Source organism: Thioalkalivibrio denitrificans, from assembly GCF_002000365.1.
Lineage (GTDB): Bacteria > Pseudomonadota > Gammaproteobacteria > Ectothiorhodospirales > Ectothiorhodospiraceae > Thioalkalivibrio_A > Thioalkalivibrio_A denitrificans.
In genome coordinates, this window is sequence record NZ_MVBK01000002.1 from 1 (window position 1) to 12,772 (window position 12,772).

13 protein-coding genes and 1 tRNA gene are annotated in these 12,772 nt (G+C 61.8%); 8 read left to right on the forward strand and 6 right to left on the reverse strand.

Annotated elements, in window-relative coordinates:
- The 3 genes from rpoD to B1C78_RS00650 form a co-directional block, all read left to right on the forward strand.
- The coding region (gene rpoD / locus B1C78_RS00640) for an RNA polymerase sigma factor RpoD (RefSeq protein ID WP_077277220.1) at nucleotides 1-1,561 on the forward strand (1,561 nt) is incomplete at its 5' end.
- A gap of 87 nt (nucleotides 1,562-1,648) precedes the next feature.
- Nucleotides 1,649-1,725 (forward strand) — tRNA-Ile (locus B1C78_RS00645).
- A gap of 224 nt (nucleotides 1,726-1,949) precedes the next feature.
- Nucleotides 1,950-2,804 carry a TIGR04255 family protein gene (locus B1C78_RS00650; RefSeq protein WP_139349757.1) on the forward strand — a complete coding sequence of 285 codons (855 nt, stop codon included), beginning with the start codon at nucleotides 1,950-1,952 and terminating at the stop codon, nucleotides 2,802-2,804.
- 972 nt (nucleotides 2,805-3,776) lie between these two features.
- Here the strand turns inward: B1C78_RS00650 and B1C78_RS18025 are convergent.
- A complete protein-coding gene (locus B1C78_RS18025; protein WP_425443946.1) occupies nucleotides 3,777-4,088 on the reverse strand; it encodes a PDDEXK family nuclease in 312 nt (103 codons plus the stop codon).
- On the opposite strand from B1C78_RS18025, the gene B1C78_RS17710 reads away from it, so the two are divergent.
- The gene (locus tag B1C78_RS17710) at nucleotides 4,032-4,199 is read left to right on the forward strand and encodes a DUF4372 domain-containing protein (protein WP_425443947.1); all 168 of its coding nucleotides are present in this window, start codon (nucleotides 4,032-4,034) and stop codon (nucleotides 4,197-4,199) included. The genes B1C78_RS18025 and B1C78_RS17710 overlap by 57 nt on opposite strands.
- Nucleotides 4,200-4,537: 338 nt before the next feature.
- Nucleotides 4,538-5,389, forward strand: a complete 852-nt coding sequence (locus B1C78_RS00660) for a DUF6544 family protein (RefSeq protein ID WP_077277222.1) — start codon at nucleotides 4,538-4,540, stop codon at nucleotides 5,387-5,389.
- Nucleotides 5,390-5,497: 108 nt separating this feature from the next.
- On the opposite strand, the gene B1C78_RS00665 is transcribed toward B1C78_RS00660, so the two are convergent.
- Together B1C78_RS00665 and B1C78_RS00670 are read right to left on the reverse strand one after the other, a co-directional pair.
- Nucleotides 5,498-6,478, reverse strand: coding sequence for an Acg family FMN-binding oxidoreductase (locus tag B1C78_RS00665; RefSeq protein ID WP_077277223.1), 981 nt, complete (start codon nucleotides 6,476-6,478; stop codon nucleotides 5,498-5,500).
- Nucleotides 6,479-6,506: 28 nt separating this feature from the next.
- Nucleotides 6,507-7,349, reverse strand: a complete 843-nt coding sequence (locus B1C78_RS00670) for a CPBP family intramembrane glutamic endopeptidase (protein WP_077277224.1) — start codon at nucleotides 7,347-7,349, stop codon at nucleotides 6,507-6,509.
- Nucleotides 7,350-7,765: 416 nt separating this feature from the next.
- Here B1C78_RS00670 and mtnC point away from each other — a divergent pair, with 416 nt between their 5' ends.
- The 3 genes from mtnC to B1C78_RS00685 all read left to right on the forward strand — a co-directional run bounded on the left by mtnC (nucleotide 7,766) and on the right by B1C78_RS00685 (nucleotide 9,620).
- Entirely contained in the window at nucleotides 7,766-8,461 is a 696-nt protein-coding gene (gene mtnC, locus B1C78_RS00675; protein ID WP_077277225.1) for an acireductone synthase, read from the forward strand.
- Between the two features lie 32 nt (nucleotides 8,462-8,493).
- On the forward strand, nucleotides 8,494-8,877 hold the full coding sequence (locus B1C78_RS00680; protein ID WP_077277226.1) for a hypothetical protein: 384 nt from the start codon (nucleotides 8,494-8,496) through the stop codon (nucleotides 8,875-8,877).
- 80 nt (nucleotides 8,878-8,957) lie between these two features.
- Entirely contained in the window at nucleotides 8,958-9,620 is a 663-nt protein-coding gene (locus tag B1C78_RS00685; protein WP_077277227.1) for a HEAT repeat domain-containing protein, read from the forward strand.
- Nucleotides 9,621-9,653: 33 nt separating this feature from the next.
- On the opposite strand, the gene B1C78_RS00690 is transcribed toward B1C78_RS00685, so the two are convergent.
- The 3 genes from B1C78_RS00690 to B1C78_RS00700 all read right to left on the reverse strand — a co-directional run bounded on the left by B1C78_RS00690 (nucleotide 9,654) and on the right by B1C78_RS00700 (nucleotide 12,658).
- Entirely contained in the window at nucleotides 9,654-10,835 is a 1,182-nt protein-coding gene (locus B1C78_RS00690; RefSeq protein WP_077277228.1) for a GGDEF domain-containing protein, read from the reverse strand.
- Between the two features lie 10 nt (nucleotides 10,836-10,845).
- A complete protein-coding gene (locus B1C78_RS00695; protein WP_245795250.1) occupies nucleotides 10,846-11,727 on the reverse strand; it encodes an HDOD domain-containing protein in 882 nt (293 codons plus the stop codon).
- Nucleotides 11,728-11,929: 202 nt separating this feature from the next.
- On the reverse strand, nucleotides 11,930-12,658 hold the full coding sequence (locus B1C78_RS00700) for a protein kinase domain-containing protein (protein WP_077277229.1): 729 nt from the start codon (nucleotides 12,656-12,658) through the stop codon (nucleotides 11,930-11,932).
- Nucleotides 12,659-12,772: the final 114 nt, after the last annotated feature.

Here is a 12,772-nt window from a genome sequence, read left to right on the forward strand (position 1 = left end):
GCGCATGTACATGCGCGAGATGGGCACGGTGGAACTGCTGACCCGGGAAGGTGAGATCAAGATCGCCAAGCGCATCGAGGACGGGCTGGCCCAGGTCCTGTTCGCGCTGGCGCACTATCCGCAATCCATTGCCACCCTGCTCGCCGAATATGAAAAGGTCGATGCCGGCGAGATGAAGCTCACCGACCTGGTGGTGAGCTTCATCGATCCCAACGCGGACGACGAACCCCCGGTTGCCGCCGCCCCGCAGCCGGCCGCCGCCGAGACGGTCGAGGAGGAGGAAGACGACTCCGACGACGACGAGGATTCAGACGACGAGGACGACGACTCCGATTCCGAGCCGGAAGACACCGGCCCGGACCCGGAAGAGGCCCGCGAGCGCTTTGCGAAGCTCGGCAAGATGTACAAACAGGCCATGGGCTTTGCGGCCAAGAAGCACACCGCCAAGTACCGCAAGGTACGCGAGGAGATGGCCAGCTACTTCATGGAGTTCAAGCTGCTGCCGCGCTTCGTGGATCAGCTCACCGCCGACCTGCACGCGATGGTGGACCGCATCCGCGCCCACGAGCGCGCGGTGATGAACATCTGCGTCAACCGCTGCAACATGCCGCGCAAGGACTTCATCAACGCTTTCCCGGAAAACGAAACCAACCTCAAGTGGCTGGACAGCCAGGTCCGTTCCCGGACCAAGTACGCCAAGGCCCTGGCCGAGCACAAGGACGAAATCCTGCGCAACCAGAAGAAGCTGGTGGCCATCGAGGAGGAATCGAGCCTCACCATCGGCGAGATCAAGGACATCAACCGCCGCATGTCCATCGGCGAGGCCAAGGCCCGGCGCGCCAAGAAGGAAATGGTGGAGGCCAACCTGCGCCTGGTGATCTCGATTGCCAAGAAATACACCAACCGCGGCCTGCAGTTCCTGGATCTGATCCAGGAGGGCAACATCGGCCTGATGAAGGCGGTGGACAAGTTCGAATACCGGCGCGGCTACAAGTTCTCCACCTATGCCACCTGGTGGATCCGGCAGGCCATCACCCGCTCCATCGCGGACCAGGCCCGCACCATCCGCATCCCGGTGCACATGATCGAGACCATCAACAAGCTCAATCGAATCAGCCGGCAGATGCTGCAGGAGATGGGCCGCGAGGCCACGCCCGAGGAACTCTCCGAGCGCATGGAGATGCCCGAGGACAAGGTGCGCAAGGTACTCAAGATCGCCAAGGAGCCGATCTCCATGGAGACGCCCATCGGCGACGACGAGGACTCCCACCTCGGGGACTTCATCGAGGACATCAACGTGATGTCCCCGGTGGACGCCGCCACCCGCGAGGGCCTCTCCGAGGCCACCCGGGACGTGCTCTCCAGCCTCACCCCCCGCGAGGCCAAGGTGCTGCGCATGCGTTTCGGCATCGACATGAACACCGACCACACCCTGGAAGAGGTGGGCAAGCAGTTCGACGTCACCCGCGAACGCATTCGCCAGATAGAGGCCAAGGCCCTGCGCAAACTGCGCCACCCCAGCCGCTCGGAAATGCTCAGGAGCTTCCTGGATTTGGAGTAAAGGCAGGTACAAGGTACAAAGTACAAGGGTAAAGGGGTTGAGGCCTTTCCCTTGTACCTATGCCCTTGTACCTCTGCCCTGCCTTTTGGGCCTGTAGCTCAGTTGGTTAGAGCAGGGGACTCATAATCCCTTGGTCGTCGGTTCGAGTCCGACCGGGCCCACCAACTAAAACAAATAGTTACGTCGGCTAGACCTCATCCGAGCGGAGTTAACCGAGCTATTGGGAAGCAGATGGGAAGCGAAGCAGTCCTGAGTCATGCATCCAATAATACCGGGATAGTTGCAAAACTCGTTCAGCACCCGGAAGTTTGACAATGAGCACCGGTTGCGCCATAAGGACTGCACACTTCAGTCTTGCGACGATAGCTTTACGACCAGCGAGAAGCCATTGCACGAGATTGCGGGCGCCGCTCTGTTCGTGTTCTCGAAAGCGGAAGGCGAGATTCGGCTAGGACCAATGTCATTCCCGAAAAGCGAAAGAGTGATATACAGGAGAAACCCTCTTATCGAGGTGATCTGCCAGCTTCGTTTCTCGCCTATTCTTAGAATCAACGCCGAACTACCTGCCGTATTCCAGGAGCTTCTCCGCCGCGACTACCCAATTCTCCGCGAGCAACACGCCAAGGTGGAAGGCATGCCTTTGCCACCAGAAGTTGATCGCGTTGTTTCCTTTCTAGCCAAGGATGCGGGAACCGTTTACGAGTTTGTCTCCGAAGATGCGGTGTGGAGGGTATCCCTAGCCAAGGACTTCGTTGCGCTTACTACAACCAACTACGAGCGCTGGGAAGCCTTTCAGTCGCGTATATCCAACGTCCTTGATGTGCTCAAGGAGACTTATAATCCACCGTTCTTCACACGCATAGGTCTTCGTTATCAAGATGCCATTGCTCGGTCAGAACTAGGACTGGAGAACTGCGCGTGGCCTGAGCTTCTGCGGTCAGAGGTCTGCGGAGAACTCCAGTCTCAAGATGTTGCAGCCAACATCCTGGGGACCAAGCGACAGGTATTGTTTAAACTGGATAAATCAGGCGGACGGGTGCGCCTCGCGCATGGGCTTTCCACTAATGAGCGGACGAAGGAAGTTGGTTATCTAATCGATGCCGACTTCTACACAGAGCAGCGCACGGAGGTCAAAGATGTCTTGGGAATCCTCGGATCATACAATAGACAAGCCGGAAACCTATTTCGGTGGTGCATCTCCGACCGACTTCACCACGCTATGGAACCGTACACGCCCGACTGAAGAAGACGTGGCACTCAGTTCTTACGCACCCAGAGCACACCCAATAATCACAATTGGCGATCGTGCTGAACCGTCATCCTTTGACGTCGCCAGCAAGACCGCGTTCATCCCCTCCAAGTTATTGTGGGAAACCACTACTGCATCCGACTGGGCTCAAGTCTTGAGCTTGTTCGCAGAGAAATTTCATTCGGCGAAATCATCAACGACCTTTGATGATATACGAGCCATAGAACTTGTGACCGTCGATCATCTAGTTCTTTCCTATTTTCAGCAGCCAGAGGTATTCGAGGAAATAAAGCAGGATATCTCGGATGAGATCCTTGACGAGTATGGCTATTAAGTGACCAGTCACGCTCAAGAATGTATCTGCCGAAGGAAAAATGGTCTGCATCTCTCCGGCAAGGAGACATCTTGGTAGGACGGACCATGGTTGGGCCGGAAATCCAGACAAAGCCGGTGCAGCAGTTAGAGCAAGGAGAACACGATTTCCGTCTTAACTACAAGATTCGCCAAGGGCATTATCTAGTCCTATCTCAATGTTGTGATACCCAGGACCGTCGTATCCTACTCGCTCCATTAATCAGCGCTAATACGATACCGTGGAGTAGTCTATCCGAAGAAGAGACTACCGCATTCAAAATAAACTCCCTTGTCATCACCCCCGGCGAAGGGGGCGGCCAAGCAAACACCCACCTAGATAGCAGCACTGACCCATCAAGTCGGCCCAAACTGATCCTTCCGGGGTATTTTTTTCTCCAGCCGTGCCCTGGATACTTCGCGGACCCTCAAGTAGTTCACTTTGCTATGATGCGGGGCATCAGGAAACCGGACCGAGAGCTACTGGATAAGGCGGCGGAAATGACTCTAGAGTCCAGAGCCGCCCTACGGCAAAGGATCGCCTTTTTCTTTGGCCGCATACCTGAGGAGGACCTTATTCCAGAAGGTCAAACACAAGAAGTTACCTAATTTGGCTTAGCCTTCTGCGTCGAAAATCCCGGCATCCGGTGGGACTGCTTTTCGCTTGTTACGTACAGTTAATTGTGGGTGACTACCATAGATCAAACGCCCATGCTCCATGACGTACTTGACCGGGATTTTGGGATTGTTGATGTCCTTTCCACCTTCGTCATGCCACTTTGTTTCCCATTTTTGGAAATAGAACTCTAGGCACTGCTGTCCCATTAATCGCAGACAAAGAAGGCCTGGAAACCATCTTGTTTTGATACAATGAAATCGCCAAAAGTCATTGAAAAACAAGAAGGAGTCCAAGCCTTGTCGCACCATAATACCGTCTTTTCCCAGCTGCTCAAACTGATTCCGAGACATGAATTCGAGACCCTGGCCAATCAACACCACGAGGGGCGCAAACTGGGAAGCAGGGTCAGACCACGGTAACCACATGTTTCAACTGATATTAATCCCATAGCTCCACTCGAATTACGCCTTAGAACACCAATTCCTGCCCCAAAATCGGCCTGATAGTCAGACTGAGCGAACACGGTCTCAATCATCACCACCCCGACCACACACTTGAGTGCACCGATGTGTAATATGCGCGGCCCGCGCAGGAAATGGCGATTCATACGCAGCATCAGTCCTCTCCTTGGAACGCCCGTTCAGGTGCATGAAGTGCGGCTGTATGCCCAGATTTCACGTTAGTTTCTGGCGCCTGAACCACGAAAATCATAAGGTTGCCGTGGTTCGACCCCAGCTACCTCCATAGGGAAGGTGCCATGGCATTCGCGACCATCCTCTTGAAGACGGCCGGATGGATCGTCCTGGTTGGGGGCCTGACGGGGGTCGGGATCGGTCTGTGGGGCAGTGCGCGGGATGCCCGCAGCGCGCAGGCGGTCTGGGACACGTTGCTGGCCCAGCGCGAACCGGCGCCTGAATCGTACGACCCGGCCATGGTCTCCGAACTGCCGGAGATCGCGCAGCGCTACTTCCGTACCGCGATCGCGCCGGGCACGCCTTTGCACGGGGTGGCCAGGCTGGAGATGGAAGGGTCGTTGATCCTGAACAGCCGTGAGATGCCTATGCAGGCCGACCAGATCCTCGCGCCGCCGCACGGGTTCGTCTGGCGCGCGCGTGCGGGTACCGGATGGGTTCGCTTTGCCGGGTCGGATGGGTATCGAACCGGCCAAACCAGCTGGACCCGGTTCTGGATGTGGAACGTGCTGCCGGTGGCGCGCGTCGCCGACACCGAGGACCATGCACGTGCGGCCGCGGCCCGGATGCTGATGGAGACGGTGTGGGCTCCGGCTACGCTCCTGCCCGAGGCCGGGGCGGTGTGGACACAGACGGGACCTCATCAGGCGGAGATCCGGTTCCCGACGATACCCCGGGTCGAGCCGATCCACCTGACCCTGGATGCCGCCGGCCGGGTCCTGGAGATGACTACCCTGCGCTGGTCGGACGCCAACCCGGAGCGCATCTATCGCCTGCAACCCTTCGGCGGGCGCATGCTGGCCCATGCCAGTCATCAGGGGTTCACCATCCCCACCGCGATGGAGATCGGCAACCTCTACGGCACGCCTGAGTACGCCCCGTTCTTTCGCGCAATCCTCACCCGCGTGGAGTACTGAAAGCCTAGGGGAGACCCGTGATGTCCCGGATACCGGGCGGGTCGATATTGGCTGCGCACGCAGTTGGCTTCATCAACGGACAATCCTTTTCCCGTGGGTGCGTTTCTGCTACGCATCCCGCACGACCTGATCGACTGGCCGTCGCGGGGATGGTGGTGGCCGCTTATTGGCAAAGCCCAGGCGGATCAGCAGCAGGGGCTGCTCGCCTGCGTCCAGGCCAAGGTGCGCCGCAAGCCGCCTGCGAATCGGCTCGACTTCGCAGGGCATATTGACGTGGGCTTGTGCGATACCCATGGAGGTGGCCGTCAGCGCGATGCGCTCGAAACTGCGTCCGACGTCGACCCAATGGCGCTTGTCGTTCTCCCGGGCGACGAAGAGCAGCAGCACGGAGGAACTGCGGATGGCCTTCTCCTGTCGGGCCGCCTCGCCCTTCGGCTTCACCAGCGTCGTCATGATCCAACGACCGAGCCAGCGGGGAATCGATGGGAAACCCAAGGCCGCGGCGGTGAGACCGTCACTGCCCTCGGAGATCTCACGCCGGGAAAACCGGATCCAGGACACGAGCTCCGCGACGAAGGCCGGGTCGTTGAATTGGGCGATGTTGCCTTCCCGCACGAAGCCGATGATCGGCTCGATGTCCGGATGCCCGACACGGAACGACCGCACCGACACGGATTCGCAGGCGTTGGCTTCCACCAGGCGGGCAAGATCGGCGTCCGTGATCGCGCGCCCGTCATAGATCCCGCGGTTCGACTGTCGGTCGGGGATCGCCCGGAACAACGCCTCCGCACTCTGGTTGGTGCCTTCCGAGAGCCGGACCCGCAGGCACTCCTCGGGTTCATCGGAGGGAAAGTAGTCAATGCTGGCCGACAGCCCTTGTCGCGCAGCGGCCACGAGAAGATTCTCGAGTGCGCAGCCCAGGCTGATGAACAGGGCGTGATCGTCCGGATCAACGACCGGCAGACGCCGGGACAGGTCGGGATAGATCCGGATCGTGTCCTGATCCACCGAGAACTGCCAGGGCTGGGTATTGTGTCCCGAGGGTGCACGTGTAGCGAACGAGATCAGTTGCTCCGAGGTGGCTCTCATGTTGCCCCCTTATTGAGAGGTGATGGAACTACAACCTTAGCCCGCAGCGGGCGGGAATGACCTCTGTCACTGCCGTCTTCCCGTTGAACATCGCCTTGCGGTGTATCCAAACCACCGCCGTGGCGGCTGCAACGAACAGGACCGTATCGTAGGGTTGCGCGTCCGGCCAGATGGGATTGATGAGCTGGAAGTGAAACAGCGCCGGCACCAGGATGCTGCCCCGCGACTGGTTGAACATCGGTGTGACGATGACACTGATGGCTACCGCACCCAGGAAGAACGCGGTGAACGACCACTCACTCTGAGGCATTCCGCTCAGCACGAAGGCGGGCAGGTGCCACACACCCCAGATGACACCGAGAATCAGTCCGGCCCAGATCGGGGCGACTTTGCGTTGCAGCAGGGGCAGCGCCAATCCGCGCCAGCCGATCTCCTCGACCGGACCCTTGATCGCCATGAAGAACAGCGCGGAGATCAGGGCGAAGACGGATGCAAATGGTGTGGGCGGCGCCAGCGGGAACCCCTGTGCCGCGGCGCTCGCGTAAAAGAGCAGCGGCACGCCGAGAAGGATAAAAGCGTACCAGCCCAAGGAGCCGCGCCAGAGCAGCAGCCGGGCCAGGAAGCGCCGAAGACCAGCCGTGCCCGCAACAAAGGCAACAGTGATGATTGCCGCGATTGCGGGCGCATAGACCGCGAGAAAGAACAGGGGGTGCTGACCGGACAGCTGACCGAACAGCGCGGCCATCGGCTCGGGCAGGAACAGGTAGAGCGCGAGGATCCCCCAAGCGAGCCCGAAGGCAATCAGCACGAACGGCACCAGGGCCATCACGGATGCCGGGCAGCCCTCGGTTTGGGGCGCATTGGCGATCATGGAGTTCCCCTCGGAAGTCGACCACCATCCGTAAGCGGACAGGTGCTCTCGGCCCTCTCCATCGTGGAAACCGTGACCCAGGCCGCCCGGAGCATGCGGAATCTTACTATTTGCGGGTCGATTCGGCATCGGGCCCGAAACCAGAGCGGAGGCGGGACCATGGCAACCACCGGTTTCAATTGATGTTGACGCCCGACCGCCCTCGACAGCCCCCCAGAACACCTGGTCTTGGCTCAAATGCTGTTTGATGGTCAGATCATAAGGTTGCCATGGTCCGACCCCCTCCACGAGTGATTCCCTGTCCGGCACCGTCCGGGTATCCTGCGTACCCGGTCGCGAAACTTAATGCTTGCGGCAAGAGCCGGGTACTCCTGAAACGGACCCTGTTTGACCAGGACAGGCGGAGGAAGCATCGCATGATCAATGCCATCGTCACGGACATCGAGGGCACGGTGACGCCCATCCGCTTCGTTACCGAAACACTCTATCCGTACGCCAGACAGCGGATTCCGGATTTCCTGCGGGATCGTGCTGACGACCCGGAGGTGCAGCGCATCATGCGCGAGGTGCGTGAGGAGGCTGGCCGCGAACTGGACAGTGACGACATCATCGCGCAACTGATTGCCTGGATGGATGCCGACCGCAAGGTGGCGCCGCTCAAGGATCTGCAGGGCATGATCTGGGAACAGGGCTACCGGGACGGGTCGCTTGTGACGGACATGTACGAGGATGCAGCGCGCCGGCTGCGGGAATGGCATGACCGCGGCATTCGACTGTACGTGTTCTCGTCAGGCTCCGTGCAGGCGCAGAAGCTGATCTTCGCACATACAAACCACGGCGATCTGGGCCCGGTGTTTTCCGGTTACTTCGATACCCGCATCGGGCACAAGCGGGACGCCGCTGCCTATCGCGCCATCGCCGAGTCCATTGGCGTGGCGCCCAACGCGATCCTGTTTCTCTCTGACGTGCGTCAGGAGCTGGACGCGGCCCGCGAGGCGGGCATACATACCCACTGGCTGGTGCGCGACCATCTGCCGCCCGGTCCCGTGGCACACCGCCGTGTGCGCGGCTTTGATGACATTCGACCCGAGCACCACATGCATGTATATTAGTACTTTCTAATATATATAGTGAATCCGCTCCCATGGAACCCCCCACCGCCCTCACCTGGCGGGACCGTCTTGTCGACGCCCTGCGCTCGCGAGGCACCGCGCTCTTCCTGGCCGGCCTGGCACTCGGCTGGCTGCTGTTTGCGAATCCCTTCGTCGACCGGCCCCTGACAGTGACCCTGCACAACGACACGGACGTCCTGATCGAGTCCGTGTGGCTGGATTTTGGTCACGGGCTGTCGCAATCGAACCTGTACGAGGGACAGTTGCGGCCCGGCGAGCGGCGCGGCATCGCCCTGAACCATCCCCCGGGCGCAGGGTTCAACATGAAGGTGCGCTACGCCGACGGCGAGAGCCTTGAGTTCTGCGCCAATCGTGGTGTGGAAGGCAGACGCCAGACGGTGCGTCTGTATCGCTGATCATCCGCCGGGCGTTATCCGACGCCTTCGTTTGCAGACCGTGGCATGATGGCCTCTCGCCTGCCGCACCGGAGCGTGCGATGTCCGAAAGTCGTCAAAGTCAGCAAGCCCCCGTACGCGCCCTGCTGCTGGTGGCACCGGGATGTCCTCACTGCCCCACCGTACTCGAGGGCCTTGCCACCCTGGTCAAGGACGGTACCCTGGGGCGGCTGGAGGTCGTGAATATCGCCGTCGAGTCCGAACCGGCTGCCACGCTCGGTGTACGCTCGGTGCCGTGGGCACGCATCGGTGCGTTCGAACTGGCGGGCCTGCACAGCCCGGAGGAACTGCGACACTGGGCCGAGCTGGCGGGACGAGAAGAAGGCATGACCATCTACCTCGCCGACCTGATGGCCACGGGGCGCCGTGACCAGGCGGGCGCGCTGCTCAGAAAGGATCCCTCGCTCATGCACCATCTCGCCGCGCTGCTCGGTGACACGGACAGCGAATTGAGCGTGCGCATCGGCGTCATGGCGACGCTCGAGGAGTTGCAGGAGGAGGGCGCGCTCGAGGGCCAGGCCCCGCTGTTCGCGCCGCTGACCGCTCACGCGAACGCGCGCGTGCGGGCCGACGCCTGCCATGCGCTGACGCTGATCGGCGGCCCCGATGCACTCGCGGCGCTGGAGGCCCGCGTCACGGATCCGGATCCGGAAGTACGGGAAACCGCCCTGGACGGTGTGGAGGCACTCAAGGGGACGAACTGAGCCGACGGCAAACACCGCTGGCCGAAGGCCGGATCAGGCCGGGTCCTCCATCGTGGCCCGGTCCCGTCCACCGTCCTTGCTGATGTACAGGGCCTTGTCCGCCTGAGCGAGCAGGCGGTCGAGCAGCACCTGGCTGGAGCTGGACTCCTCGTCCGGCGAGAGGGCGGCGACACCCATGCTGGCCGTGACCTGCAGCGTCCCGGCTGCGCCCACGTCCCAGGTCATGGCGGACAGGCGTTCACGCACCCGCTCGGCAAGCCGCATGGCGCCCTGGGGGCCGGTCTCCGGCAACGCGAACACGAACTCCTCGCCGCCGAAGCGCGCAAGGATATCCCCCTCCCTGAGCATGGCGCGCAGTGCGGCGGCCACGTCCTGCAATACCCGGTCGCCCACCGCGTGGCCATGCATGTCGTTGACGCGCTTGAAGTGGTCCAGGTCCAGGGTGAGGATCGAGAACGGCTCGCTGTAACGGGTGGCCCGTGACAGCGCCGCCTGGGCCTCGGGGAAGAAAAAGCGGCGGTTGTGCAGCCCGGTCAGGTCGTCCACCACAGCCAGGGCCTCGTAACGCTCGCGCATCTCCTGGGCCTGTTCCAGCGCCCGTTGCAGGTCCCGGGTTCGTGCGCGGATCGTCGCTTCCATCTGGTGAACGTGGCGCCAGTGGGCGATGACCTGTGCCAGCAGTGCCACGAACAGGCGCAACAACCGCTCGCGGGTGACGTCGAAAAAGCCGGGCTCCGGGTGGGAGACGTTGAGCACACCCAGAACGGCATCGCCGGCGTGAATCGGCAGACAGATCAGACTGCCTGTCGGCGGCGGGCCTTCCTGCAGACGGGCGAAACGCTCATCGGTGCTGATGTCCTCGCAACGCTGGATCCTGCCCGTCGCGACGGCCAGGCCCATGATCCCCTCGCCCACCCTGAGGCAGGTGTCACCAGACGCACGGGGAGCAGACCCGGCCTGCCGCCCGGCCATGAGGTCCGCCCAGTCCATGCCCGCGGCATTCTCCAGCATCCCGTTGCGCACCAGGAACACGGAACTGCGCTCCATGCCCTGATTCTCCAGCAGCGCCTGCAGGCTTTGGGCCAGCAGGCCCTCCAGATCGGGCCGGTTGACGTCCAGGGCGGAGAGGTCCTGCAGCGAGGAGAGAAAGTCCATGAGCCCCAGCATGCGTTGCTGGGTATCCCGGTAGGCATCCAGGAGTGGGCGTTGATCCATGGGTCAGGCCTCAGGACGAGGCCATGTGGCGAGACAGGGCACGCAGCGATTCCACCCGCGGACGATGCCGCTCCACCAGATCAGACACCGTGCGGGCCGGCAGACCCAAAGCGACCAGCCACCGGTTGCGCAGGTCGGAGTCCTCCCGTTCCTCATAGAGGTCCTTCGCCACCGCCGAGGCGAGGCCCACCACGGCGTTGGTGCGCCAGTACTCGCCCCGGTACTCATGATCACCGCATTGGGTCATGACCGCCGCCACGGGCGAGGGGAGGCGCCAGCGCCGTGCCAGAACGGCACCGGCTTCGGCCGGGGTCAATCCCAGTTCGGCGTGGACACACATGGACACGGTGTCCTCACGAACAGCCTCGTTGCGCGCGGCAGAGAGCACACGGGACATCGCGTCGGGACACAAGGCGCACAGCGCCAGGAGGCCCAGTTCGTGCAACAGTCCACCCAGATAGACCCAGTCATGCTCCAGGGGGCTGTCCAGGGCCTGCGCGAGGGGCACGGCCAAGGTCGCCGAGCCCATGGCCCTGAACCAGAACGCCTCCGTGTCAAAGCCCGCGCAGCGCCGGGTATCGAACGGGCCGCTGAGCACGATGCCCAGGGCCAGGTTCTTCACCAGGTCGAGCCCCAGCACGCGGCCCACCGCGTCGGTCACATTGGAGACCGGCCGCCCGCTCGCAAAATAAGCCGAGTTGGCAAGACCCACGATTCGGGCCGTGAGGCCGGGGTCCATCTCGATCACCGATGCCAGCTGGCCCAGGCTCAGGTCATCGCGCTCCAGGTCCTGCAGCAGCCGCCGGGCCACTACGGGCAGCGGCGCCAGCGACTGAAGCTGACGCAGACGCACTGCGGCATCTGGCGCATGCGTGGCGGGAGCAGTATTCACAAGAACCTCGGGATTCAGCCTTACCGGGTAGAGGTGGTCACACTACCCTTCATTTTTATTGGGGTTGTTGCCAGTATACACAACGCCGGCCATTGCCCGGGAGCCGAGCCCCCTGCGTCCGTCCGGGTCAACACGCCGCCCGTCTACCTGTTCGTCCGCCGGTCGACAGACAGCCACACGGGGCCCGCTCGTCCCTTCGCTTTTACTTCTCCCACTCCATGGTCTCCAGGTATTCACGCAATTGTCCGGCCGTACGGAATTTCCTGAGGATCAGCGTCCGCTTCAGGCCGCAGCAGATCGCCTTGACCTCCGGGGGAAGTCGGGCGTAGCGGGCAGCGCCGCCCAGAGACTCGTGGAAGATATGGATCAGGTTGACCACGTCGTCGTGGATATTCTCGGCGCGCGGCCGGCCCCAGTGGAACATGTCCAGCAGCCGCAACTCGAAGCCCAGCCCGTAGCGGCTGACGATGATGTTGTCGGTGTGCAGGTCGCCGTGATAATCCCCCATCTGGTGAATGCACTCGATGCCCCGGGCCAGGGAGTGCAGCAGATGCAGTGCCGGGAACGGCGACAACCGGCGCCCCCTCTGGCGACGGATGAAAGCCGACAGCAGCTCCCCCTCCACGAACTCGGAGACCAGGAAGGTGACGGGCTGACCCTTGAGCACCACCCGCTCCTGTGTGAAATACTGGATGACAATGGGACACTGGCGCAGCTTGTGAAGCTTGCGGGCGTAGAAGATGGCCGCCCGGTCGCGCGGATTGCGCCGGGGAAAGAAGAACTTGGCCGTGCGCTCGATACCCGTGGCGAGTTCGCGCACCCGGTAGACCTCGCCCTCCCACCCGGCACCCAGGTGGTCGATGACCAGGTACTTCCCGAGCAGGCGCTGGCCCGGCTCGAGATTGAAACCCTCTGTGTCTCTAGCCCGCATATCTCACCGGGCGGACACCGGCTGGCGCGCAACAGAATGAAACATAAGGAAACCACCTTGGAATGACTGCAAACCTCAGCATGATAGAGTCCTCCCGCCGGAGTCCTATCGCGG

Coding starts and splice junctions, on each gene's coding strand:
- B1C78_RS00700 (WP_077277229.1), bottom strand. CDS start 12,658: ATGCGGGCTAGAGACACAGAGGGTTTCAATCTCGAGCCGGGCCAGCGC.
- B1C78_RS00690 (WP_077277228.1), bottom strand. CDS start 10,835: ATGGATCAACGCCCACTCCTGGATGCCTACCGGGATACCCAGCAACGC.
- B1C78_RS17710 (WP_425443947.1), top strand. CDS start 4,032: ATGAAATCGCCAAAAGTCATTGAAAAACAAGAAGGAGTCCAAGCCTTG.
- B1C78_RS00665 (WP_077277223.1), bottom strand. CDS start 6,478: ATGAGAGCCACCTCGGAGCAACTGATCTCGTTCGCTACACGTGCACCC.
- mtnC (WP_077277225.1), top strand. CDS start 7,766: ATGATCAATGCCATCGTCACGGACATCGAGGGCACGGTGACGCCCATC.
- B1C78_RS00660 (WP_077277222.1), top strand. CDS start 4,538: ATGGCATTCGCGACCATCCTCTTGAAGACGGCCGGATGGATCGTCCTG.
- B1C78_RS18025 (WP_425443946.1), bottom strand. CDS start 4,088: ATGGTGCGACAAGGCTTGGACTCCTTCTTGTTTTTCAATGACTTTTGG.
- B1C78_RS00680 (WP_077277226.1), top strand. CDS start 8,494: ATGGAACCCCCCACCGCCCTCACCTGGCGGGACCGTCTTGTCGACGCC.
- B1C78_RS00685 (WP_077277227.1), top strand. CDS start 8,958: ATGTCCGAAAGTCGTCAAAGTCAGCAAGCCCCCGTACGCGCCCTGCTG.
- B1C78_RS00670 (WP_077277224.1), bottom strand. CDS start 7,349: ATGATCGCCAATGCGCCCCAAACCGAGGGCTGCCCGGCATCCGTGATG.